The sequence below is a fragment of the Listeria costaricensis genome (genome assembly GCF_900183385.1).
Taxonomy (GTDB): Bacteria; Bacillota; Bacilli; order Lactobacillales; family Listeriaceae; genus Listeria; species Listeria costaricensis.
The window spans coordinates 44,494-69,796 of sequence record NZ_FXUT01000008.1; the positions used below are offsets into that span (position 1 = coordinate 44,494).

Sequence of the window (25,303 nt, forward strand, 5' to 3'; positions counted from 1 at the left end):
ATGGCGAACCTGTCCATAGCTCAATTAGAAAATTTGACGATCAAAGAGATTTATGCGCTTGCAAAAGAACATAAAATCGCCTATTACAGTAAATTAACCAAAAAAGAACTTATTTTTGCCTTGCTTAAATCGAATGCTGAAAAAGAAGGTTTTTTCTTTATGGAAGGAATTCTGGAAATTATTCCGACAGAAGGCTTCGGCTTTTTGCGTCCCATTAATTATTCCTCCAGTTCAGAAGACATCTACATTTCTGCCTCGCAAATTCGGCGTTTCGATCTGCGCACAGGAGATAAAGTAAGTGGCAAGGTTCGTCCGCCAAAAGAAAATGAGCGATATTACGGACTGCTTCAAGTAGCGGCAGTGAATGGTGAAAATCCGGAAACGGCCAAAGAGCGTGTTCATTTTCCAGGCCTAACACCACTTTATCCAAACAAACACATCAACTTAGAAATCAGCAAATTCCCACTGTCGACGCGTGTCGTTGATATGATTTCGCCGATCGGCTTTGGACAGCGCGGCCTGATCGTGGCTCCACCTAAAGCAGGGAAGACGATCCTCTTGAAAGAAATCGCCAATTCGATCACAAAAAATCATCCGGAAGCGGAACTGATTGTCCTTCTGATTGATGAGCGACCTGAGGAAGTGACCGATATTGAACGTTCAGTCACAGCTGATGTGGCTAGTTCTACCTTTGATGAAGGGCCAGATAATCACATAAAAGTGGCAGAACTTGTTTTAGAACGGGCGAAGCGTCTAGTAGAACATAAACGAGATGTGATCATTCTGATGGACAGCATCACCCGTTTAGCACGCGCTTATAATCTGGTTATTCCACCAAGCGGACGTACCTTGTCGGGCGGGATTGATCCAGCGGCTTTCCACCGTCCAAAACGCTTTTTTGGCGCGGCACGGAATATTGAAGAAGGCGGCAGTTTGACCATTTTGGCAACTGCACTGATCGATACAGGCTCGCGGATGGATGATGTGATTTATGAAGAATTCAAAGGAACAGGCAATATGGAACTTCACCTTGACAGTCAGCTAGCAGAGCGCCGTATTTTCCCAGCGATCGACATTCGCCGGTCGGGCACGCGGAAAGAAGAACTCCTTTTATCCAAAGAGCAGTTGGAGCAGCTTTGGAAAATCCGCAAAGTAATACCGCTTCAGGGAGATGGCCTTGATTTATCGGAACGCTTTATTCGTTATATGAAGAAAACGGATAATAATGTGGAATTTTACGACCTTTTACAAAAGGAAATGTTCAAAAAATAAGTCTTGCTTAACTGAGCGATGCTTGTTATAATTAGCTTACTGTGTATTTCTTAACAGATAAATACTCTGTTTCAGATGATTCAGGGCGAAGGAGTTGAAAAGAAATGAAAGCTGGTATCCATCCGGAATACCGTCCAGTTGTTTTCGTTGACACTAGTACTGATTTCAAATTCTTGTCTGGTTCTACTAAACATTCAAGTGAGACAATCAAATGGGAAGACGGTAACGAATATCCGTTACTTCGCGTCGAAATCTCTTCTGATTCGCACCCATTCTACACTGGTAAACAAAAACACGCAACAGCAGACGGCCGTGTCGACCGCTTCAACAAAAAATACGGACTATAAGAATCCGCTATTTAAGAGAAGCCAAAATAAGAAGATTCAAGCGCACTCCAATGGGGTGCGTTTTTGCTTGGGCTCTTCGAACGATAATAGAAGAAAATCATAAAAAATACGCACAGACCAAAATAAAAAAAACAAAAAAATAATAAAAAACAAACCCAAGTGAGTTAGAGCCCAAGCACAAGGCAGAGCGAAGCGTCGCGTTGTATCCACCGTCTGCCAGATGAAGCAGAAGCAGTAGACAAGGCAGAGCCCCGACGAAAGCCGAGGGTGCGAAGAACAACACCCAAGAAAATAAGGCTTTTCCACCAAGCAAAAAGCAACCCCCAAGTGAGTTAAAGTTAGCATAGCCCCCAAATCAACATCCCCAGAAAAGTTCCCCCAATCGACCAACAACCGACCACAAGCCACAGACAAACGTCCCGCAAACTCAATTCAAATTCCACATAATGACACCGCATAAAAAGAAGTTTCATAAAAAATAATAAAATCGCCATTCCTATCCCATAAACCACCATAAACAAAATTATCAGTAAAATAAAAAAAATATGAAACTTCACCAAACCCTCTTTACTTTTACAAGCAAACTTGCTTATAATAGCACTAATTACTATTTTTCAGAAAAGTAGTAGCGCCAGATCAAAATTTGGCAGCAACCAATTTATTAAGGAGGTTTTCAAGTGGAAGCAAAATTACAAGTAGGTGTGCTCGGCTTTGGGACCGTGGGTAGCGGAGTCATTCATATTTTAGAAGAGCATCAGGAAAAAATCAATCAAGTGACTGGCTATGATATCGCGGTTAAAAGTGTCCTCGTTCGTGATCTCGAAAAAAATCGCAGATACGCGGCCAAAGGGTTCAACCTAACCACTGATGCGGATGATATTTTAAACGACCCGGATATTGCTGTAGTGATTGAGGTGATGGGTTCCATTACCACCGCGCGTGAATATATTTTGCGTGCTTTGAAAGCCGGAAAACATGTGGTCACTGCCAACAAAGATTTGATTGCGCTGCACGGAGATGAGCTGGTAGCCGTTGCGCAGGAAAACAATTGTGACTTATTTTACGAAGCAAGTGTGGCTGGTGGAATTCCGATTTTACGGACGCTTGTCAATGCGCTTGCTGCGGACAAAATCAAGAAGATCATGGGAATCGTCAACGGAACGACTAATTTCATGCTGACAAAAATGACGACTGAAAAGAAAAGCTATGATGAAGTGCTAAAAGAAGCGCAGGAGCTAGGTTTTGCAGAAGCCGATCCGACAAGTGATGTGGACGGGATTGATGCAGCACGGAAAATGGTCATCCTAACGCGTCTTGCATTTGGAATGAACGTCAAATTGGAAGATGTAGAAACTGCTGGGATTCGCGGCATTTCACCACAGGATATTGCGATTGCCTATCAGCTGGGCTACAAAATTAAACTAGTTGGACGTGCCGAAGAAAATAATGGAACGGTGAATGTCAATGTTGGGCCGGTTCTTTTGCCACGTGCCCATCCTTTATCGGGTGTCAACTATGAAAATAATGCGGTTTTTGTTACGGGGGCAGCTGTTGGTGAGACAATGTTCTACGGGCCAGGTGCCGGAGAATTGCCGACTGCAACAAGTGTGGTCAGCGATGTGATAACGGTCGCTAAAAATATCCGCTTAGGGACAAATGGCAACGCGTTTAGCAATTTTAAATATGAAACGAAACATACGCCGAAAGATCAAGTCTTTTCAAAATACTATTTGCGACTCGAAATGGATGACAAAACGGGAACTTTCCTAAAATTAACACAGATTTTTGCAGAAGCAGGTGTGGGTTTTGATAAAATTTTGCAGGAACCACAGGATGATTATACAGCTACCGTCGTCATTATCACACATCTTACAAGCAAAGCACAATTAGAGGCGGCTGTAAAACGTGCACAGGACGAGCCGGAATTGAAACTGATCACCAACTATTCAGTCGTGGAGGGATAATCAATGTATAAAGGTTTACTAGATAAATATAAAGAATTTTTACCCGTAACAGATAAAACACCGCTTATTTCACTTGCAGAAGGAAATACACCGTTAATTCCACTGCCAAACTTATCCAAAGAATTGGGCGTCACGCTGTACGGAAAATATGAAGGCCTTAATCCTACAGGTTCATTTAAAGATCGCGGCATGGTTATGGCGGTAGCAAAAGCGAAGGAAGAAGGAGCAGAAGCTGTCATCTGTGCTTCAACGGGGAATACGTCAGCTTCAGCAGCTGCCTATGCAACACGTGCGGGTATGAAAGCTTACATTGTCATTCCTGATGGCAAAGTAGCTCTTGGCAAATTGGCGCAGGCGGTTATGTATGGTGCAGATATCATTGCAATTGAAGGAAACTTTGACGAGGCGCTAAAATCTGTTCGGGAACTAGCCGAAACGGAAGCTGTGACGCTTGTCAACTCTGTGAATCCGTATCGACTAGAAGGACAAAAGACGGCCGCATTTGAAGTTTGCGAGCAGCTTGGCGGTGCGCCGGATGTGCTGGCGATTCCAGTTGGGAATGCAGGCAATATCTCGGCTTACTGGAAAGGCTTCAAGGAATGGAATGCCCATCAAAACTGCGGACTTCCGCGCATGCACGGCTTTGAGGCAGAAGGTGCTGCGGCGATTGTCAAAGGAGAGTCGATTGCTGACCCAGAAACAATTGCAACTGCGATCCGAATTGGCAACCCGGCAAGCTGGCAGTTGGCAGAAAATGCACGCGATGAGTCGAACGGCTACATTCATGCTGTGACAGATGATGAAATTGTGGCGGCTTATAAAAAAGTAGCGGCCTATGATGGCGTCTTTATCGAACCGGGATCTGCGGCAAGCTTAGCCGGTGTCATCCAGCATGTCGAAAAAGGCCTGATCAAACAGGGCGAAACGGTTGTCTGTGTGTTTACTGGCAATGGCTTGAAAGACCCTGATACGGCCATGAACGTACATGATATAACGGTCAAGCATGCAACAGATCTAGATTCCATTCGCACTCATTTGCGAAATGGAGTGGAAGCCTGATGCAGATTCGTGTACCGGCAACAACAGCCAATCTGGGACCGGGTTTTGATTCATGCGGGCTGGCTTTGACGCTCTATCTGGTGCTCGATGTGCTGGAAGAAACGGACGAATGGGTCATCGAGCATGAACTGGGGGCGGGCATTCCGCGTGATGCCTCCAATGTGATCATTGAAACAGCGCTTCGACTGGCGCCAGATTTGACGCCGCATCGGCTAAAAATGACATGCGACATTCCGCCAGCACGGGGCCTTGGAAGCAGTTCGGCGGCTGTTGTGGCAGGAATCGAACTGGCCGATCAGCTAGCAGGTTTACAGCTTCCAAAGCAAGAAAAGGTACAATTTGCGGCGGCAATCGAAGGCCATCCTGACAATGTAGCGCCGGCTGTACTGGGCAACCTCGTCGTGGGGGCCAAACTGGACGATGCGGACTTTTATGTGCGGCATCTTTTCCCAGAGGCAGCCATTCTGGTGTTCATTCCGCAAGCCGAACTACTGACCTCAGATAGTCGAGCGGCCCTCCCCAATCAACTGCCTTATAAAGAGGCCGTTCAGGCAAGTGCGATCGCCAATGTGATGATTGCGGCGGTTTTGCAGAACGACTTAAAATTGGCCGGCCAAATGATGGAGCGCGACAGATGGCATGAAAGCTACCGGAGCCATCTTGTCCCCCATTTGAATGAAATTCGGGAACGCACGCGCAACTTAGGTGCCTATGCGGCTTGTCTAAGTGGGGCAGGCCCGACTGTGCTGATTTTCACGCCGCACGAGAAGGCGGCAGAAATAATGGCAGAACTACAACATTATGATGAGACGGCAACCGTGCTGAGTCTGGAAGTGGATGGAAGCGGCGCACGAATCATCAAATAGCAGAAAATCGGTTGGCGATATGTCTTTGGGGCAGGTCGCCAACTTTTTTTCATCTCATGTGCCAATTCCGGTCGGTCTGTGATAGAATAGGAAAAGAGTTTATTAGTATAAGGGAGCGTAAATCGATGGCACAGTTATTTTTTCGCTATGGGGCAATGAATAGCGGTAAAACGATTGAAATTTTGAAAGTAGCGCATAATTATGAAGAGCAAAATAAGCCAGTCATTATTTTTACTTCAGGAATTGATGACCGTGAGCAAGTGGGCGTGATTTCCAGCCGGATAGGGTTAAAACGTGATGCAATCCCGGTTTTTCACGAGACGAATATTTTTGAAGAAGTCGCTCAAATGAATCCGAGGCCGTACTGTGTTTTGCTGGATGAATCGCAGTTTTTGGAGAAAGAGCATGTTTTCCAGCTGGCAAAAATTGTGGATGAATTAGGCATACCTGTGATCGCTTACGGACTTAAAAATGATTTCAGAAATGAGCTTTTTGAGGGTTCAAAGTATTTGCTGCTCTATGCTGATAAAATTGAAGAGATGAAGACGATTTGCTGGTTCTGTGCGAAAAAAGCGACAATGGTTTTACGTGTAGATGACAAAGGCCAGCCTGTATATACGGGAGAGCAGATTTTGATCGGCGGTAATGACAAGTACTATCCTGTATGCCGCAAATGTCATGCTCATCCGCCAATTTCGGAATAAAAGAGGTGTCGTGATCAATGTATGATCGTTTACAAGCGGTGGAAAATCGCTATGAAGAATTAAATGAATTATTGAGTGATCCGGATGTTGTTTCTGATCCAAAACGGCTGCGTGACCTGTCTAAAGAACAGTCGGGCATTACAGAAACCGTAGAAACTTACCGGCATTATAAAGAAGTTTCGAGACAAATCGAAGAAACAAAAGAGTTGCTAGGTGAAAAATTAGATGACGATATGCGTGAAATGGCGAAAGAAGAATTAAATGATCTTCAGGCTGAAAAAGTAACGCTCGAGGAAAAAATGAAGCTGCTTTTGGTACCAAAAGATCCAAATGACGATAAAAATGTCATCATGGAAGTGCGTGGTGCTGCTGGTGGCGACGAAGCAGCGCTCTTTGCTGGCGATCTTTTCAGAATGTACACGCGGTATGCTGAGGGGCGGGGCTGGAAAGTCGAAGTCATGGATGCGAATCCAACAGGCATCGGCGGTTATAAAGAGGTCATCGTCATGATCAACGGAGATGGAGCCTTTTCACGATTGAAATATGAAAATGGCGCGCATCGTGTGCAGCGTGTACCGGAAACTGAGTCTGGCGGCCGGATTCATACCTCCACAGCCACAGTGGCCATTTTACCAGAAGCAGAAGATGTGGAGATTGATATTCAGGATAAAGATATTCGTGTGGATACATTTGCTTCAACTGGAGCTGGAGGTCAAAGTGTCAATACGACCATGTCGGCCGTTCGCTTGACGCACATTCCAACAGGGATCGTCGTTTCCATGCAGGATGAGCGTTCTCAGATTAAAAATAAAGAAAAAGCAATGAAAGTACTGCGCGCCCGTGTTTATGATAAATTTGAGCGAGAAGCGCGGGAAGAATATGATGCCAATCGGAAGTCAGCGGTAGGAACTGGGGACCGTTCCGAACGGATCAGAACCTATAATTATCCACAAAATCGCGTAACGGATCACCGAATTGGTTTGACCATTCAAAAGCTTGACCAAGTAATGGAAGGCAAATTGGATGAAATCATTGATGCGCTGATCATGGAAGACCAAACGAGCAAGCTGGAGCATTTGAATGATGCTGAATAAATCCATCGGCACACTGCTTCATGAAGCCAAACAAATATTGACGGAGCGGCATTTGGATCTGAATGCCGCTGAAATTTTGATGGAGACAAGGTTGGGGCTCTCACGTTCAGCACTATGGCTTGGGCTAGACCGGGCAATCAGTGCAGCAGAACAGGCACAATTTGAAAAAGATTTTGCAAGATATCTTGATGGAGAGCCTGTTCAGTATATCCTTGAAACGGCCCCCTTTTACGGCTATGATTTCTATGTGGACAAACGTGTCTTGATTCCACGCCCAGAGACAGAAGAGCTAGTACTGCTTGCAGAAAACCATTTAAAGAAGATCCCTGCCCAAAATGCGCTGGATGTTTGTACGGGTAGCGGGATTATTGCGATTACGCTCAAAAAACTATGCCCAGACCTTCCTGTCACTGCCACAGATATTTCGGCGGATGCACTCCAAGTAGCTGAAAAAAATGCCCAGACACTTCAAGCAGATGTGCGATTTCAAAAGATGAATCTGATTGACCAATTTCTGGAAACGGGAGATAAATTCGACTTGATCACTGCGAATCCGCCCTATATCGCGGAAAGTGAGAAAGCGGAAATGTCGGCCTCTGTATTGGCACATGAACCATCTTTGGCGTTGTTTGCTGAGAATGAAGGATTAGCCCTTTATCAAGAACTTATCCACAATTTACCGAAGATCGTCATGGAAAAATATTGGATTGTCGTTGAAATTGGTTATACACAGGGGAATGCGGTCAAAGAACTTTTTCAGAAAAGTTTTCCACAAGCAAATGTGATTATCCACAAAGACATAAATCAGAAAAATCGGATGGTAAGTTGTACAAATATGCTGGTATAAAGGCGTTTCTCAAGAGAAGCGTCTTTTTCTTATGGAATAACTTATCCACAGAGCTGTGGATAAAATAATGCGCAAAAAAAATTTTTAATTAAATTCTAATGAGCGAAATAAAAGTTATAGACAGTGTTTCTACACAATATCCACAGATTCACATGAAGTTATACACATTGACAAAGTTATTATCCACAGAATGGGGATAACTTTTAAAGTATCGGCATTTGCGAAACAAGCATGAAAAACGTACAATAGAAGGCAAGTAGAAAAAAGGAGATCGAAATATGGACACGCATTTTTGGAAAATTGAGATGGGGCAAGCGAATACAGAAATTTATCAGCAAGCGGCGGAATTCCTGAAAAAAGGAGAGACGGTGGCATTTCCGACAGAGACCGTCTATGGCTTAGGAGCAGATGCAACAAGTGAACAAGCCGTCCAAAAAATCTATCAGGCAAAGGGGCGCCCAGCAGATAACCCGCTCATTGTTCACATTGCGAAAAAAGAGCAGATGCATGATTTTGTGACGGAAATTCCGCAGCAAGCGGCACAACTTATCGACGCATTCTGGCCAGGGCCGCTCACCATTATTTTGCCTGTTCGATCTGGGGCACTCGCTCGTAATGTGACGGCCGGGCTGCAAACGGTTGGTGTCAGAATGCCCTCACATCCGGTTAGTTTAGCCTTACTTGAAGCAGCCTATTTGCCAATCGCGGCTCCCAGTGCCAATCGTTCTGGCCGTCCCAGTCCAACAAGCGCGGCGCATGTTGCAGAAGATCTGACGGGGCAGATAGCTGGAATCGTGGACGGTGGCGAAACGGGTGTCGGGCTTGAGTCGACTGTCATTGACTGTACGACAGAGGTGCCGACCATTTTGCGTCCCGGTGGCGTTTCAATCGAGCAGATTGAGCAGGTGATCGGTCAGGTTCATTCGGCGAAACGAGTGTTGGATTCGGCAGAGGCTCCCAAGGCTCCCGGAATGAAATACACTCATTATGCCCCGAATGCGCCTGTTTTTATCGTGGAAGGTAGTGTGGAATTTTGGCATGAGACGATCAGAAAGCAGCAGGAAGCGGGCGAAAAAGTCGGTTTGCTGGTTTCGGAAGGATTAGCAGATAAGCTGATGGACATGGATAATCTGGAAATCTGGCTTACAACGAGTCGTGAAAAATCATTGGATCAGGTTGCGCAACAGCTTTATAAAGGCCTGCGTGCGTTTGACCATACAGATTGTAGCGTTATTTTAGCCGAAAGTTACGAACGGACAGAAATTGGTGAGGCGATCATGAATCGTTTGGAAAAAGCAGCCGGCAGCAAATATTTACGCGAGGCAACGGAGGGGCGATAAGGATGCACATTTTAATCGTATGTACAGGAAACACCTGCAGAAGCCCAGTAGCCGAAAAATTTCTGGCTGATCTGCGGCCGGATCTGGCCGTTCAGTCACGCGGTTTATTTGCTCAACCAGGTGCGCCTCTATCGGAAGGCTCGGCGCATTTATTGGAAGCGGCCGGCTTGTCGACTGAGCATGCAGCAACAGTGCTCACCGAAAAGGATATCATTTGGGCTGACGAGATTTTTGTTATGACAGCGGACCAGCTAGTAGCACTCGAAATGCGCTTTTCGCAAGCGGAAGGAAAAACAGGATTGCTTTCTCCGGCGGCGGAACCCATTCCCGATCCATATGGTGGAGGGTGGCAGGAATATCAGCAAATGTTTGAAGCGGTCAAACGAGCTATTTCCGAACGTTTTTAATAAGTGAAGCGCTTCACGACCATTTTTTTCTTAAAATAGAAGAAAAAACTTGCTTTTCGGACAATTTTAAGTGATTATAGGTGTAATACATAGTCTTTCCTACGCAAGTTTATCAAAAAATGGATGGGGGTTCTCAGATGGTTTATTTACAAAAACAAGACAAGGAAGTTTTTGATGCCATTCGTCTTGAATTAGGCCGACAAAGAAATAACATTGAATTGATCGCTTCTGAAAACTTTGTAAGCGAACAAGTGATGGAAGCAATGGGATCAGTACTGACGAATAAATATGCAGAAGGCTACCCAGGCAAGCGCTACTATGGCGGTTGTGAATACGTGGACATTGTGGAAGATTTAGCGCGCGATCGTGCCAAGAAACTATTTGGAGCTGAATATGCCAATGTTCAGCCGCATTCCGGTGCACAAGCCAATATGGCGGTTTACCATGCTGTTTTGAAACCAGGCGACACGGTGCTCGGGATGAACCTTTCCCATGGCGGCCATTTAACACACGGCAGTCCAGTCAATTTTAGTGGAGAGCTATACAATTTTGTTGAATACGGCGTGCGTGAAGACACCAAGCAACTGGATTATGAAAATGTTCGGGAAGCGGCTTTAAAGCATAAGCCTAAAATGATTGTGGCTGGAGCAAGTGCATATCCGCGGGCCATTGATTTTGCGAAATTCCGTGAAATTGCGGATGAAGTGGGTGCTTATTTAATGGTCGATATGGCGCATATTGCCGGACTTGTAGCAGCCGGCTTGCATCAAAATCCAGTTCCTTATGCTGATTTTGTTACTTCAACCACGCATAAAACGTTGCGCGGCCCTCGTGGCGGTCTCATTTTAGCCAAAGCTGAATGGGAAGCAAAACTGAATAAAGCGATTTTCCCAGGGATTCAAGGCGGCCCGCTGATGCATGTGATTGCAGGTAAAGCTGTAGCATTCGGCGAAGCGCTTCAACCAGAGTTTAAAACGTACTGTGAGCAGATTATTAAGAATTCCAAACAACTAGCGGAAACGTTACAAGCAGAAGATGTGGCTGTTTTAACAGGCGGCTCGGATAATCATCTTCTTCTGATCGACTTAAAACCGCTTGGCCTGACCGGTAAAGTAGCTGAAGGCGTGCTGGATCGTGTCGGAATTACCGTCAACAAAAATACCATCCCATTTGAAACGGAAAGCCCGTTTGTTACAAGTGGCATTCGTGTTGGTGTTGCGGCAATTACAACGCGCGGCTTTGATGAAGCAGCCACAGCTCGTGTAGGCGAACTGATTGCCAAAGTCTTGCATAATATAGAAAACGAAGAAGTTTTGGAAGATGTTAAGCAAAAAGTAGCCGAATTGACAAGCGAATATCCACTATATCCAGAACTTTAAAATTAAATGAACCGCTTTCTTTTATATAGAAGGAAAGCGGTTTTTTCATGGGCATTTATGGCAAATCGGTGAAATTATCATTTTCCCTTGTATTACTGACCTGTTTTGATACAATAAGAGAAGGAAATTTTTGATTTAACAAAGGAGCGAATTTATCAATGGCAAATGTACATGTAATCAATCACCCACTTATTCAACACAAATTAACGATTATTCGTGACAAAAATACGGGGACCAAAGCATTCCGTGAACTCGTTGACGAAGTAGCAACACTTATGGCCTACGAAATCACACGTGATATGGAAATGGAAGAAGTGGAAGTAGAAACACCGCTTACAGTAACGAAAACAAAAGTACTTGCTGGTAAAAAGCTAGGCGTTGTACCGATTTTACGTGCCGGACTTGGCATGACAGACGGTATTTTGAAACTGATCCCTGCAGCTAAAGTAGGACATGTCGGTTTATATCGGGATCATGAAACGCTAGAACCAGTGGAGTATTTTGTGAAATTGCCATCCGATGTGGAAGAACGACTTTTCATCGTGGTTGATCCGATGCTTGCAACAGGCGGCTCGGCAATCATGGCGCTAGATTGCCTGAAAAAACGCGGTGCCAAAAACATGAAATTCATGTGTCTCGTTGCAGCTCCAGAAGGCGTGAAAGCTTTACAAAATGCGCATCCAGATGTCGAAATTTATATTGCCGGCTTAGATGAAAAGCTCAATGAAGACGGCTATATTTTACCTGGCCTAGGTGACGCTGGCGACCGCTTGTTTGGTACAAAATAAACGTTAGAATCTGAGAAAATCCTTTTAAAAAGAAAAAATGTGCCGAAAACCGTAATTTCTGAATTTAAAGGAGATAAGTCATGAAAAAAATAAAAGTAATGAGCGTTTTTGGTACACGCCCGGAAGCCATCAAAATGGCTCCACTTGTTCTGGCATTAAAAAATCGACCGGAAGAATTTTCATCTAAAGTAGTTATTACAGCCCAGCACCGAGAAATGCTCGATCAAGTACTGGATATTTTCAACGTGGTCCCAGATGTCGATTTAGATATTATGCAAAAAGGGCAGACGTTGACGGATATTACGACGCGTGTGATGGAAGGGCTGCATGAAGTCATCAGCCACGAAGAACCAGATATCGTGCTGGTTCACGGTGACACAACGACGAGTTTTGCTGCTGGACTGGCGGCATTTTATAAGCAGACTGCTGTCGGCCATGTGGAAGCAGGACTCCGCACATGGAACAAGTACTCCCCGTTTCCAGAAGAAATGAACCGCCAGTTGACAGGCGTTCTGGCAGATCTTCATTTTTCACCGACTGATACGGCCAAGGAGAACCTGCTGAAGGAAAACAAACCGGCCGATAAAATTTTTGTGACCGGCAATACGGCAATTGATGCACTCAAAACGACCGTTCAAACGGACTATCATCATCCGATTTTGGATAACCTGAATGACAAGCGGCTGATCTTGATGACGGCCCATCGTCGTGAAAACTTAGGTGAACCGATGCAAGGAATGTTTGAAGCCATCCGTCAAGTCATCGAAGAACATCCAGATGCCGTACTTGTTTATCCGATGCATCTCAATCCAGCAGTACGCGAAAAGGCCATCAAAATCCTCGGCGATCATGAACGAATCCATCTCATCGAGCCGCTGGATGCCATTGATTTTCATAATTTCTTGAAACGGGCCTACCTGGTTCTAACTGACTCCGGTGGTGTACAGGAAGAAGCGCCTGGTATGGGCGTACCTGTACTAGTCCTTCGCGATACGACCGAGCGGCCAGAAGGTGTAGCGGCTGGAACCCTGAAACTAGTGGGGACGAACAAAGAAGCAGTTTACCGTGAAGCGAGTCATCTTCTCGAGGACGTGGCGGCCCATCAAGCGATGAGTCAGGCAAGTAATCCTTATGGTGACGGCGAAGCATCTGACCGAATTTTAGATGCCATCAGCTATCATTTTAATGGTGGCACGCGCCCAACTGATTTTACTGTTTAAAAATAAATGATCGCTAGCTTGGGTTCCAAAACCAGGCTGGCGATTTTTAATACTTCAATCACTCATTTTGCTATGTCCTTAAAAACATGAGGAAATCATCTGTCGATCAGTTTTACTTGGAAAAAGTGATTTTTATCTAAATTTCCGCACTTTTTTCTGATGAAATAAAGAATGAAAATTGTCGAATAAAGGAAAAGCACAAAATAGTCCTGATAATGAAAAGGCTTAATGTTACAGATTTATTACAGGCTAAAATTTCACTAGTTTCTTTATGAAACATGTGATAAGATTGTCAATGTTATTAATACAGGAACCCAAAGAATGGCTTTTCACGATGAATAGGGATCGAACGCTTTACAGGCATTTGGTACAATCCCGCCGGCAAAAAATTGCTGACTGAATTGGAAAGAAATGCTCTTTGGCGATTTAGATAATCTGTGTGCGTGTAGCTACTTTTCGTTCTTCTCATTTGAGAAAATGATATCTCGCCACTCCGCAAATGAAGGACTTTTGCCGCGATGGCAAAAGCTTTTTTTATTGGATTGAAACTTACAATGTGTGACAATCTGACCTGCATGGAAGTAAAGAAAGCATGTAATCCCGATTTTTGTGCGGATTATTGTGAAATTTTACACGATAATCGCTAAGTGTAGTGAGAATCAGCTTTTTGAATGAAATTGGAGGTGTGCAATTTTCGGTTAGCGGTCAATAAAGTTCTGGTCCTAAGTGTCCGATTTCCATATAAAGCAAAAAACTAGTGGAATTTATAGTCTATTCATTTATGATTGCTGTAAGATGTGGTACTATTACTAAGTAGATGCAATTGGTTTTTGTGAAAAATATTGACTTTTCTCTTTTTGCTGTTGTATGCTTAAAATTGGCACGCTGATAAGGCTTTCATGTATAACTTGCAGTAAATTAGAAGTCGCCAAATGTGTCTGTTTTCACAATGTTTGGTATGGTTTGTCCGGCATAGTAGCTGATGCACGGATAAAAGGAAGACAGTATTGTCAGACAGAAAGGACTGCACGGAATATGCTTGAATCGCTGATTGGAATGTATCATCGTCATCAGAAATATCTTGTTATTTTCATTGGTCTTTGTTTGCTTGGTTGGTTTTTTACACCTTATGTACATATTTTTCTAGGCCTAAAACTCGGTCTCGTTGTCGGCTGGTTCAATTATTGGCTGCTGATGAGGCGTACCCAAGCTATGACAAAAGCCCTTGCTGAAAATAGAACTTTTTACGGTATGGGAACCACTGCAAGAATGGGAAGCGTTCTGCTAGCGACAATCATCGCAGTCAAGTTGCCTGATTATTTTCACCTTTATAGTGTGATGATAGGGCTTGGCATCGCCTATGCAGTGATCTTTCTTGATTTTATTGTGTATTCTGCATACCGTCGAAAAAAGTATAGTTAAAGAGAGGGGTGAACTGAATTGGAAGAAAAGTTTCCTGTTGTCCATTTTTTAGGACTTGATTTCAACTTGTCGAACATTTTGATGATCACACTCACTGCTGTTATTGTTCTTGCAATTGCCATTATCTGTACGCGTAATTTAAAGCGGCGTCCTACTGGCAAGCAAAACTTTATTGAGTGGGTAATGGACTTTGTTCGAGGGATTATCAACAGCAATATGGACTGGAAAACAGGCGGAAAATTTCATGTTTTAGGGTTAACAGTTCTCATGTTTGTTTTTGTAGCCAATATGTTAGGGGTAGTTACTCAAATTGCCGTTAACGATGAAGTATGGTGGCGTTCACCCACAGCTGATCCGATCGTGACATTGACACTTGCAATTATGATTGTAACAATGACACATTACTATGGGGTCAAAATGCGCGGCTTCAAGCACTACTTTGTTGGAACATATCTGAGTCCAATGAAATTTTTATTTCCACTGAAACTGATTGAAGAATTTGCCAATACATTAACACTTGGTTTGCGGCTTTACGGGAACATTTTTGCCGGTGAAGTGCTGCTTGGAATCATTGCAACGCAGCTTGCGCATATCAATATTTTTACAGGAATTTTGGCAATCGTTCCAGCAGTTGTTTGGCAAGGTTTCTCCGTTTTCATTGGAGCCATCCAAGCGTATATTTTTGCAATGTTAACAATGGTTTACATGTCACACAAAGTTAGTGACGAGCACTAAAATCATTTTATAAATGAACAAAAACAAGGATAATTAAGGAGGATATTTATTATGTCTTTAGGTGTTATTGCAGCTGCTATTGCAGTAGGTTTGGGAGCGTTAGGTGCAGGTATCGGTAATGGTCTGATTGTATCAAAAACTGTTGAAGGTGTTGCACGTCAACCAGAAGCACGTTCTATGCTACAATCTCTTATGTTTGTTGGTATCGCGCTAGTTGAGGCCCTTCCAATCATCGCCGTCGTTATTGCGTTCATGGTTATCAATAAATAATCAGTTGGACCAACTTGCGGGGCATTTTTCCCCGCTGTTTCTTAAGTTTTGAACGAGAATAACGGTTAGCGAACGTTGGAAAGGAGTGAAACAGGCGTGTTATTACCACAATTAGTACTGGGTGATGCATTTACAGTAGGCGATTCTTTCTATACACTGTTCACTTTTGCGATTTTACTTGTGCTTCTTCGTATTTTTGCATGGAAGCCACTGATGAAAATCATGAAAGAGCGTGAAGAGCATATCGCTTCTGAAATTGACTCGGCGGAAGAAAGCCGTGCACAAGCAGAAACTCTTTTGGCTGAACAAAAAGATGTTTTGCAAAAAGCACGTGTTGAATCGCAGACGATGATTGAAAATGCTAAACAACTTGGTGAAAAAGAACGCGAAGAAATCATTAAAACAGCGCGTATGGAATCAGAACGCCTGAAAGAAGAAGCCAAGGCCGACATCAAACGCGAAAAAGAAGATGCCATCAGTGCGGTTCGCGAACAAGTGGGTACCTTGTCAGTTCTGATTGCCTCCAAAGTAATCGAAAAGAACTTGGATGAAAAAGCACAAAATGACTTAATCCAAGACTATATCGAAAGGCTGGGCGATGACAAATGAGTAAGGATTTGGAAGTTGCAAGTCGCTATGCCACAGCTATTTTCAAAGTAGCAGAAGAAAAAAATCTGGTGGATGAATTTTCCGACCAGCTTTCTTCCATTGAAACAGCGCTCAGTGAAAATGAGCCTTTTGTCAAGCTGCTGGAAAATCCGACTTTGACGACGGAACAAAAAAAAGATCTTGCCGGAACAGTCTTTCAAGGCATCAATGATACACTGCGCGATTTCATCTTCTTACTGATTGATCGCGGACGGGAAGACTATCTTTCTGTCATTGCCAAAGTGTATCAGGATCGCGTAAATGAATTGCGCGGTATTGCAGAAGCAGATGTATATTCTGTGATCCCGCTTTCTGAGGATGAAAAAAAGGCGCTTAGTCAGGTTTTCGCTCGGAAATTAAACAAAAGCAAATTGCACATTCATAACCACATTGACAAGTCACTTCTTGGTGGCGTGAAAGTGGTTATCGGAACTAGAATTTATGATGATAGTCTCAAAACGAAATTAAAAGACATGGAACGGCAAATTAGAGCTTAGTTCCCGTTTAACGAGGGGTGAAATTGATGAGCATTAAGGCTGAAGAAATCAGTTCCATTATAAAGCAGCAAATCGAAAACTATCAAAGCGAAATGAAAGTTAGCGATGTTGGTACGGTTACTTATATCGGTGATGGTATCGCGCGTGCTCATGGACTTGATAACGCAATGGCCGGAGAATTGCTTGAATTCTCTAATGGTGTAATGGGGATGGCTCAAAACCTTGAAAATAATGATGTTGGTATTATTATTCTTGGCCCTTACACTGAAATTCGTGAAGGCGATGAAGTTCGCCGCACAGGAAAAATTATGGAAGTCCCAGTTGGTGAGGCACTAATTGGTCGTGTCGTCAATTCACTAGGTCAACCAGTAGATGGACTAGGACCAATCGCAACAACCGGTACCCGTCCAGTCGAAGCGGTAGCACCGGGCGTTATGCAACGTCAATCAGTAACAGAACCGCTTCAAACAGGTATTAAAGCGATCGATGCACTTGTTCCAATTGGTCGTGGTCAACGTGAACTTATCATCGGTGACCGCCAAACAGGTAAAACATCTGTTGCAGTCGATGCCATTCTAAACCAAGCCGACCAAGATATGATCTGTATCTATGTGGCAATTGGTCAGAAAGAATCAACTGTTCGTACAGCTGTTGAAACTTTACGTAAACACGGCGCATTAGAATATACAATCGTTGTGACTGCTTCGGCTTCACAACCAGCACCACTGCTTTATCTGGCACCATATGCCGGCGTAGCGATGGGTGAAGAATTCATGTACAATGGCAAGCACGTTCTGATCGTTTATGATGATCTTTCAAAACAAGCGGCCGCTTATCGTGAACTTTCCTTGCTTCTTCGTCGTCCTCCAGGTCGTGAAGCTTATCCTGGTGACGTATTCTACTTGCACTCCCGTTTGCTTGAACGTGCAGCAAAACTAAGTGATGCACTTGGTGGAGGCTCTATCACGGCGCTTCCATTTGTAGAAACCCAAGCAGGTGACATTTCTGCATATATCCCAACAAACGTAATCTCGATCACAGATGGTCAGATTTTCTTGCAATCCGATCTATTCTTCTCTGGGGTTCGTCCAGCAATCAATGCCGGTTTATCAGTATCCCGTGTAGGTGGTTCTGCACAGATCAAAGCAATGAAAAAAGTTGCAGGTACACTTCGTCTGGACTTGGCTGCTTATCGTGAACTTGAGTCATTCTCGCAATTTGGTTCCGATTTGGATGCCGCAACACGTGCGAAACTGGAACGTGGTAAACGTACAGTTGAAGTATTGAAACAAGATCTTCACAAACCTTTGAAAGTTGAAAAACAAGTATTGATTCTTTACGCACTTGTGCATAATTTCTTGGATGATGTGCCGGTTCATGATGTTCTTCGCTTTGAATCTGAAATGAACACTTGGTTCGATCATAACCACGCTGAACTTCTAGAAGAAATTCGGACAACAAAATCTCTTCCAGAAGAAGCGAAACTTGACAATGCGTTAAACGAATTCAAAAATACATTCGTTCCTTCAGAAGAAAAATAAATCTGAATGAGCGAAGCAAAGGTGGTGAAAATCTTTGGCATCTTTAATTGATATCAAACAACGGATCAGTTCAACAAAGAAAACAAGTCAAATTACAAAAGCGATGCAGATGGTTTCGGCAGCGAAACTAGGTCGTGCGGAGTCCAATGCCCGTGCTTATGCGCCATATGTGAACAAGGTTCGCGATGTCGTAAAACACGTTGCCGCTACTGGTAACAGTTCGGATCATCCAATGTTGTCGAGCCGTGTAGTAAAACGGACAGGTTATATTGTTTTTACATCTGATACTGGCCTTGCAGGTTCTTATAATAGCTCGGTTATCAAAGATGTTTATCAGGAAATCCTACAAAAACATCCGACTCCGGAAGAATATGCACTAATTACGATTGGCAGATCGGCACGCGACTTTTTCAAAGCTCGCAATATGAATATTGTACTTGAAGTTCAAGGATTATCTGATCATCCTGCATTTGCAGAAATTAAAGATATTGCAAGCAGTGCGGTTCAAATGTTTGAAGATGGTGTGTATGATGAAGTATTTATCTGCTATAATCACCACATCAATTCAATCTCAAGTGAATTGCGCAAGGAGCAATTATTGCCGCTGACTGAATTTCATGAAGAAGCAGACGAAAAAGATTTAACCGTCTATGAATTTGAACCTTCTGAACAGGAAATTCTGGAAGTGCTGCTGCCGCAATATGTTGAAAGCTTAGTTTTCGGTGCATTACTCGATGCCAAAGCTGCCGAACATGCTGCCCGTATGACAGCAATGCGCAGTGCAACGGATAATGCTGCTGATTTAATTGATAATCTATCACTTCAATATAACCGTGCTCGCCAAGCAGCGATCACACAAGAAATTACCGAAATCGTCGGTGGTGCAGCCGCACTCGAATAGGAATATTTGAACGACTATAACCCTGCGAAACCCTTTTTGGGAAGGTAAGTGAGGAGGAAAAATCGCATGACGAAAGGACGAGTAATCCAGGTAATGGGTCCAGTTGTAGACGTTAAATTCGAAGGCGGAAATTTGCCAGAAATCTACAACGCTCTTACTGTGGAACATAAAGCTCAGTCAAAAGAAGAATCTACAATTAGCCTTACCTTAGAAGTTGCCTTACAATTAGGTGATGATGTTGTACGGACAATTGCGATGGCATCAACAGACGGCGTACAAAGAGGTATGGAAGTCGTAGATACTGGCAGCCCAATTACGGTGCCAGTCGGAAATATTACACTTGGACGGGTATTTAATGTGCTTGGTAATACAATCGACCTTGACGAAGCAATTTCAAGTGATGTAAAACGTAATAAAATTCACCGTGAAGCACCAACATTTGATCAACTATCTACTACAACAGAGATTCTGGAAACTGGGATCAAAGTAGTAGACTTGCTGGCTCCATATGTTAAAGGTGGTAAGATCGGTCTATTCGGTGGTGCGGGTGTTGGTAAAACCGTACTTATCCAAGAACTTATTCACAATATTGCCCAAGAACACGGCGGTATTTCAGTATTTGCCGGTGTAGGCGAACGTACTCGTGAAGGAAATGACCTTTACTTTGAAATGAAAGAATCCGGCGTTATTGAAAAAACAGCCATGGTATTCGGTCAAATGAACGAGCCACCTGGTGCCCGGATGCGTGTAGCCTTGACAGGTTTGACCATAGCCGAATATTTCCGTGATGTAGAGCATCAAGACGTGCTTTTATTCATTGATAATATCTTCCGCTTTACACAAGCCGGTTCTGAAGTATCAGCACTTCTAGGACGTATGCCGTCAGCGGTAGGTTATCAACCAACCTTGGCTACTGAAATGGGTCAATTGCAAGAACGGATTACTTCTACCAATGTAGGTTCTGTTACTTCCATCCAAGCAATCTATGTGCCAGCCGATGACTATACTGACCCGGCTCCGGCAACAACTTTTGCTCACTTGGATGCAACAACAAACCTTGAACGTAAACTAACAGAGCAGGGTATTTATCCAGCTGTGGATCCGCTTGCGTCAACTTCTCGTGCTCTTTCACCGGAAATTGTCGGAGAAGAGCATTACGAAATTGCGACACAGGTACAACAATTACTTCAACGTTATAAAGAATTGCAAGATATCATCGCAATTTTAGGTATGGATGAATTATCTGACGAAGATAAGATGGCAGTAGCTCGTGCTCGTCGGGTACAATTCTTCCTGTCACAAAATTTCCACGTGGCAGAACAATTTACGGGACAACCAGGCTCTTATGTGCCGGTTAAAGAAACCGTTAAAGGATTTAAAGACATCTTAGCTGGTAAATACGATCATTTACCTGAAGATGCTTTCCGTTCAGTTGGCCGTATTGAAGAGGTCATTGAAAAAGCTAAAACTATGGGTGTTGAAGTCTGATAAAAACAGGAGGAGATACGCATGAGTGAATTAAATGTGAGCATTGTCACTCCAGACGGCCCTGTTTTTGAAGGCACCGCCACAATGGTGATTGCAAGAACCAAAGCCGGTGAACTAGGTATCTTACCTAATCACGTTCCGCTAGTTGCACCGCTGAAAATTGATATTGTCCGTATTAAACAGGAATCTGGTGAAGAATGGGTTGCTGTAAATGGCGGCTTTATGGAAGTAAACGGCGAAGAAGTAAACATTCTTGCTGATACAGCGGAGCGCGAACAAGACATTGATCTTGACCGTGCCGAACGTGCAAAAGCTAGGGCTGAAGAGAACTTACAAGCAGCCAAAGATCAAAAAGTGGATGAATTGATGGCACAGATTGCTTTACAAAAAGCCATTAACCGGATCCATACGAAAGAACACTAAAACACGAAACCATTCAATGGGAGATCCTTCTATTGAATGGTTTTTTATTTTCTCTGCATGGATCAGGTGCAAATAATGTATTTTACACGTGATGTTTGTTAAAATATATAGGTATTTATTGACTAAAAAGGATGTTTTGAATGTACAATATTGTAATGGAACAACCAATCACGATTATTATTTCACACCTGCTCTTTATTGTGATTACTTTTTGGGCACTGCAAGCCATTAATTATGAGAAATTTTTAAGAAAGAATCGAGTGATCCAGGCGCGCTTACTTTTTGCGATTTTGTCGATTGTTATTGGCTATACACTAAGCAATTTCTTTTTAGAGTACCTAGACGCATCGAAACAACTAGTAAATTATTTAGGCTGATAAGGTTTGAAATGCTGAAAAGTGGTCAATACTTATACAGTATACGATTATTAACATTGTTTTAAGGATACGTTAATATTTAGTTGATATTTTTAGTCAGAAGATGGTAAAATAAATTAGATGTGTTTAAAAATCAATGAGAATATTATATAGCCAGATGTAAAGAAAGTTATTAGTAACGCGGAGGGATATATTTTGGAAAAAATGATTGTGCGCGGTGGCAAACAACTTCAAGGAACTGTCAGAGTTGAAGGCGCTAAAAATGCAGTATTACCAGTAATTGCAGCCACCCTTTTAGCAAGTAAAGGTCAAAGTGAACTTAATAATGTACCGAATTTATCCGATGTATACACGATTAATGAAGTATTGAAATACCTAAATGCCGATGTTAAATTTGAAAATGGTGTTGTCAAGGTGGACGCTACAGGCGAAATTTCCTCAGACACTCCTTTTGAATATGTCCGCAAAATGCGCGCTTCAATTGTAGTAATGGGACCTCTTCTTGCGCGTACAGGCTGTGCACGAGTTGCGCTTCCTGGAGGATGTGCAATTGGTTCGCGTCCTGTAGACCTTCATTTGAAGGGCTTTGAAGCAATGGGGGCAACAGTGAAAATAGAAAATGGTTACATTGAAGCAACGGTAGATCAGTTAAAAGGTGCAAAAGTTTATCTTGACTTCCCAAGTGTTGGTGCAACACAAAATATTATGATGGCAGCTACACTTGCAGAAGGCACAACAACCATTGAGAATGTTGCGCGTGAACCAGAAATCGTAGATCTAGCGAATTTCCTTAATCAAATGGGTGCCAAAGTCGTAGGTGCTGGTACAGAAGTGATTCGAATCGAAGGTGTGAAAGAATTAACCGCGACCAATCATTCCATTATTCCTGACCGTATCGAAGCGGGTACTTTTATGATTGCAGCTGCAATTACTCGCGGAAATGTGTTGATTGAAGATGCTGTTCCAGAACATATCAGTTCACTTATTGCGAAATTAGAAGAAATGGGCGTCGAAATTATCGAAGAAGAGAATGGTTTACGAGTAATCGGCCCTGAAAAATTAAAAGCAGTAGATGTGAAAACAATGCCACATCCTGGTTTCCCAACAGACATGCAGTCACAAATGATGGTCATCCAAATGCTCAGCGAAGGAACGAGCGTTATGACAGAAACTGTTTTTGAAAATCGTTTCATGCATGTAGAAGAAATGCGTCGCATGAACGCCGATATGAAAATTGAAGGCCATTCCGTTATTATTAATGGCCCGGCCGAGCTTCAAGGGGCCGAAGTGGCTGCAACTGACTTGCGGGCTGCTGCTGCTTTAATCTTAGCTGGCTTAGTGGCAGACGGCTATACACAGGTAACAGAGTTGAAATTCCTTGACCGCGGTTATTATGACTTCCACGGAAAACTAAAAGCTTTAGGTGCAGATGTTGAGCGCGTAGAAGATGAAGTTTTAAAAGCAAATGGAATCGAAGCTGTATTTAATTAATAATTAAAATGTATAACAGAGTGTTCTTCTTTCGGGAGAATGCTCTGTTTTTTTGTTTTCGAAAAAATTCTTAATAAAAAAGATCATTCCGACAAATTATAAACTGTGATATAATTCAAAATGAGAAAAAGAAAAGGTTTTACAACAAGGAAAGGGGTATCATTTTGGCAAAAGATGTTGGGATCGATTTAGGTACTGCGAACGTACTAATTCATGTAAAGGGTAGAGGAATCGTTGTAAATGAACCGTCTGTTGTTGCGATAAATAATAAAACTGGTCAGATTCTGGCTGTTGGAACAGAAGCACGTGATATGGTAGGACGTACACCAGGAGACATTACAGCTATTAAACCAATGAAAGATGGGGTTATTGCTGATTTTGATATGGTTCAAGAAATGCTTCGTTTCTTCCTTCAAAAATTAAATCTCAAAACATTTTTTTCACGACCACGGATTTTGATTTGCTGTCCAACAAATATTACATCTGTTGAGCAAAAAGCCATTCGTGAAGTTGCTGAAAAAAGTGGTGGAAAGCAAATATTTTTGGAAGAAGAACCCAAAGTGGCAGCAATTGGTGCTGGTATGGAAATATTTGAGCCTACAGGGAACATGGTCATTGATATTGGCGGTGGTACAGCCGATGTAGCCGTTTTATCAATGGGCGATATTGTTACGAGCGAATCCGTTAAAGTTGCGGGCAATAGCTGGGATAATGATATTCTTCAGTATATTAAGCGAAAATATAATTTGCTTATTGGTGAAAGAACCGCAGAAGCGCTCAAGATTAACGTAGGCACTGCGATAAAAGGAACGCGAAATGAAAAAATGGACATTCGTGGAAGAGACCTGGTAACTGGTCTGCCTAAAACACTTACGATTGACAGTGATGAGGTGGAGGAAGCTATCCATGATTCTCTCTTTACGATGATTCGAGCAGCAAAGCATGTACTTGAAAAAACGCCACCAGAGTTATCGGCTGACATTATCGATCGCGGAATTATCATGACTGGTGGAGGCTCGATGCTTTATGGTCTGACAGAATTAATGTCAGAACAGTTAAAAGTCCCTGTACTTCTAACGGAAAACCCATTGGATGTAGTGGCTTTAGGGACTGGTGTACTACTAGAAGCCTCTTCCACTAAAAAACGTCGGTGGTTCTAAAGTATTTGAGAAGGTGAAAATATGCACCTCCGAATTGAGCAAATCGGAGTTAAGAATTGGCGTAATGCGATTGCTTTAAGTGTTGCGCCATATCAGAAAAGATTTATTGAGCCCAATTCTGAATCTATACTGGAAGCAAAGTTTGAAGAAGGCCTTTATCCAGTCGGTCTGTACGATCATCAAGAAATGATAGGATTTGCTTTATATGGATTCTATAATCGTATAGAACAGACAATTTGGCTGGATCGCTTTATGATCGATTATCGTCATCAAGGAAAAAAATATGGAACGCTTTTTCTGCCATTGATAGTAGAAAGAATATGCAAAGAGAAAACAGTGAAGCAAATATATCTTAGTATCGTTCCGGGAAATTTAAAAGCAGAAAAATTTTATCAAATGTATGGATTTCAAACTACTGGAGAAACAGATGAGTTTGGCGAATATATTTATACACTTGATGTCAAAGGAGAAGTATAAATGTTAGATATTAAAAAAATTAAAGAAATCTTACCACATCGGTATCCATTTTTATTGGTAGATCGCGTTATTGAAGTGGATCCGGGTAAACGGGCAGTGGCTTTGAAAAATGTTTCTGCTAATGAACCATTCTTTAATGGGCATTTTCCCGAATATCCTGTGATGCCAGGGGTTTTAATTGTAGAAGCATTAGCGCAAACATGTGGTATCGCTATTAATCAGAGTGAAGAAAATCGTAATAAAATCGGCTTGTTTGCTGGGATTAATAATTGCCGGTTTAAACGGCAAGTTGTTCCTGGTGACCAACTCAAACTTGAAGCTGAAATCACGCGGCTTCGTGGTGCTCTTGCAAAGGCTCAGGTTAAGGCAACTGTAGATGGAGAGGTAGCTTGTGAAGCTGAAATTATGGTAGCACTTAGTGAGGTAGAGAATTAAATGTAAAAGCGTACTTACGGGTGCGCTTTTTTTGATGGCATAAGCATAACATGGATAGAAAAAATTTCCAAAAGGCTAAAATTGATTTTTTAGCAAGCACTTCTTTATATAAGTAATTTTTGTCTTAGATGAAGAATGAACTTTTCATCCT

At 42.8% G+C, this 25,303-nt stretch carries 27 protein-coding genes; all 27 read left to right on the forward strand.

Annotated features, from left to right (window positions below):
- On the forward strand, nt 1-1,272 hold the full coding sequence (rho, locus tag CS921_RS07465; protein WP_099222540.1) for a transcription termination factor Rho: 1,272 nt from the start codon (nt 1-3) through the stop codon (nt 1,270-1,272).
- A 104-nt stretch (nt 1,273-1,376) separates the two neighbouring features.
- Entirely contained in the window at nt 1,377-1,619 is a 243-nt protein-coding gene (locus tag CS921_RS07470) for a type B 50S ribosomal protein L31 (protein ID WP_099222542.1), read from the forward strand.
- Nucleotides 1,620-2,296: 677 nt separating this feature from the next.
- On the forward strand, nt 2,297-3,583 hold the full coding sequence (locus CS921_RS07485; RefSeq protein ID WP_099222548.1) for a homoserine dehydrogenase: 1,287 nt from the start codon (nt 2,297-2,299) through the stop codon (nt 3,581-3,583).
- Nucleotides 3,584-3,586: 3 nt separating this feature from the next.
- Nucleotides 3,587-4,642 (forward strand): threonine synthase, encoded by a 1,056-nt coding sequence (thrC, locus tag CS921_RS07490; protein WP_099222550.1) that lies wholly within the window; start codon nt 3,587-3,589, stop codon nt 4,640-4,642.
- Nucleotides 4,642-5,508 (forward strand): homoserine kinase, encoded by an 867-nt coding sequence (gene thrB / locus CS921_RS07495; RefSeq protein ID WP_099222552.1) that lies wholly within the window; start codon nt 4,642-4,644, stop codon nt 5,506-5,508. Before thrC ends, thrB begins: the two co-directional genes overlap by 1 nt.
- Before the next feature lie 125 nt (nt 5,509-5,633).
- Entirely contained in the window at nt 5,634-6,212 is a 579-nt protein-coding gene (locus CS921_RS07500; protein WP_099222554.1) for a thymidine kinase, read from the forward strand.
- A gap of 17 nt (nt 6,213-6,229) precedes the next feature.
- Entirely contained in the window at nt 6,230-7,306 is a 1,077-nt protein-coding gene (gene prfA, locus CS921_RS07505; protein ID WP_099222556.1) for a peptide chain release factor 1, read from the forward strand.
- Nucleotides 7,296-8,153 carry a peptide chain release factor N(5)-glutamine methyltransferase gene (gene prmC / locus CS921_RS07510; protein ID WP_099222830.1) on the forward strand — a complete coding sequence of 286 codons (858 nt, stop codon included), beginning with the start codon at nt 7,296-7,298 and terminating at the stop codon, nt 8,151-8,153. The genes prfA and prmC overlap by 11 nt, the downstream gene beginning before the upstream one ends.
- A 278-nt stretch (nt 8,154-8,431) precedes the next feature.
- Nucleotides 8,432-9,493: an L-threonylcarbamoyladenylate synthase gene (locus tag CS921_RS07515; protein ID WP_099222558.1), complete on the forward strand. Its 1,062-nt coding sequence runs from the start codon at nt 8,432-8,434 to the stop codon at nt 9,491-9,493.
- A gap of 2 nt (nt 9,494-9,495) precedes the next feature.
- Nucleotides 9,496-9,900 carry an arsenate reductase/protein-tyrosine-phosphatase family protein gene (locus CS921_RS07520; protein ID WP_099222560.1) on the forward strand — a complete coding sequence of 135 codons (405 nt, stop codon included), beginning with the start codon at nt 9,496-9,498 and terminating at the stop codon, nt 9,898-9,900.
- 137 nt (nt 9,901-10,037) lie between these two features.
- Nucleotides 10,038-11,279, forward strand: a complete 1,242-nt coding sequence (gene glyA / locus CS921_RS07525; protein ID WP_099222562.1) for a serine hydroxymethyltransferase — start codon at nt 10,038-10,040, stop codon at nt 11,277-11,279.
- A 158-nt stretch (nt 11,280-11,437) separates the two neighbouring features.
- Entirely contained in the window at nt 11,438-12,067 is a 630-nt protein-coding gene (upp, locus tag CS921_RS07530) for a uracil phosphoribosyltransferase (RefSeq protein WP_099222564.1), read from the forward strand.
- Nucleotides 12,068-12,147: 80 nt separating this feature from the next.
- Nucleotides 12,148-13,287 carry a non-hydrolyzing UDP-N-acetylglucosamine 2-epimerase gene (gene wecB, locus CS921_RS07535; protein WP_099222566.1) on the forward strand — a complete coding sequence of 380 codons (1,140 nt, stop codon included), beginning with the start codon at nt 12,148-12,150 and terminating at the stop codon, nt 13,285-13,287.
- A gap of 1,035 nt (nt 13,288-14,322) precedes the next feature.
- A complete protein-coding gene (locus tag CS921_RS07540) occupies nt 14,323-14,709 on the forward strand; it encodes an ATP synthase subunit I (RefSeq protein WP_099222568.1) in 387 nt (128 codons plus the stop codon).
- Between the two features lie 18 nt (nt 14,710-14,727).
- On the forward strand, nt 14,728-15,444 hold the full coding sequence (gene atpB, locus CS921_RS07545; RefSeq protein ID WP_099222570.1) for a F0F1 ATP synthase subunit A: 717 nt from the start codon (nt 14,728-14,730) through the stop codon (nt 15,442-15,444).
- A 51-nt stretch (nt 15,445-15,495) separates the two neighbouring features.
- Entirely contained in the window at nt 15,496-15,714 is a 219-nt protein-coding gene (gene atpE, locus CS921_RS07550) for a F0F1 ATP synthase subunit C (protein WP_099222572.1), read from the forward strand.
- A 96-nt stretch (nt 15,715-15,810) separates the two neighbouring features.
- The gene (gene atpF / locus CS921_RS07555; RefSeq protein WP_099222574.1) at nt 15,811-16,323 is read left to right on the forward strand and encodes a F0F1 ATP synthase subunit B; all 513 of its coding nucleotides are present in this window, start codon (nt 15,811-15,813) and stop codon (nt 16,321-16,323) included.
- Nucleotides 16,320-16,859 (forward strand): F0F1 ATP synthase subunit delta, encoded by a 540-nt coding sequence (locus CS921_RS07560; RefSeq protein WP_099222576.1) that lies wholly within the window; start codon nt 16,320-16,322, stop codon nt 16,857-16,859. Before atpF ends, CS921_RS07560 begins: the two co-directional genes overlap by 4 nt.
- A 26-nt stretch (nt 16,860-16,885) precedes the next feature.
- Nucleotides 16,886-18,400 carry a F0F1 ATP synthase subunit alpha gene (atpA, locus tag CS921_RS07565; RefSeq protein ID WP_099222578.1) on the forward strand — a complete coding sequence of 505 codons (1,515 nt, stop codon included), beginning with the start codon at nt 16,886-16,888 and terminating at the stop codon, nt 18,398-18,400.
- Between the two features lie 34 nt (nt 18,401-18,434).
- On the forward strand, nt 18,435-19,301 hold the full coding sequence (locus CS921_RS07570) for a F0F1 ATP synthase subunit gamma (RefSeq protein ID WP_099222580.1): 867 nt from the start codon (nt 18,435-18,437) through the stop codon (nt 19,299-19,301).
- Between the two features lie 66 nt (nt 19,302-19,367).
- Entirely contained in the window at nt 19,368-20,789 is a 1,422-nt protein-coding gene (gene atpD, locus CS921_RS07575; protein ID WP_099222582.1) for a F0F1 ATP synthase subunit beta, read from the forward strand.
- A 21-nt stretch (nt 20,790-20,810) separates the two neighbouring features.
- Nucleotides 20,811-21,212 (forward strand): F0F1 ATP synthase subunit epsilon, encoded by a 402-nt coding sequence (locus CS921_RS07580; RefSeq protein WP_099222584.1) that lies wholly within the window; start codon nt 20,811-20,813, stop codon nt 21,210-21,212.
- Nucleotides 21,213-21,352: 140 nt separating this feature from the next.
- Entirely contained in the window at nt 21,353-21,589 is a 237-nt protein-coding gene (locus CS921_RS07585) for a DUF1146 family protein (RefSeq protein WP_099222586.1), read from the forward strand.
- Nucleotides 21,590-21,784: 195 nt separating this feature from the next.
- Entirely contained in the window at nt 21,785-23,080 is a 1,296-nt protein-coding gene (murA, locus tag CS921_RS07590; protein ID WP_099222588.1) for a UDP-N-acetylglucosamine 1-carboxyvinyltransferase, read from the forward strand.
- A gap of 164 nt (nt 23,081-23,244) precedes the next feature.
- On the forward strand, nt 23,245-24,240 hold the full coding sequence (mreB, locus tag CS921_RS07595; protein WP_099222589.1) for a rod shape-determining protein MreB: 996 nt from the start codon (nt 23,245-23,247) through the stop codon (nt 24,238-24,240).
- A 21-nt stretch (nt 24,241-24,261) separates the two neighbouring features.
- A complete protein-coding gene (locus CS921_RS07600; RefSeq protein ID WP_099222590.1) occupies nt 24,262-24,717 on the forward strand; it encodes a GNAT family N-acetyltransferase in 456 nt (151 codons plus the stop codon).
- The gene (gene fabZ / locus CS921_RS07605; RefSeq protein WP_099222591.1) at nt 24,718-25,152 is read left to right on the forward strand and encodes a 3-hydroxyacyl-ACP dehydratase FabZ; all 435 of its coding nucleotides are present in this window, start codon (nt 24,718-24,720) and stop codon (nt 25,150-25,152) included.
- Nucleotides 25,153-25,303 lie beyond the last annotated feature (151 nt).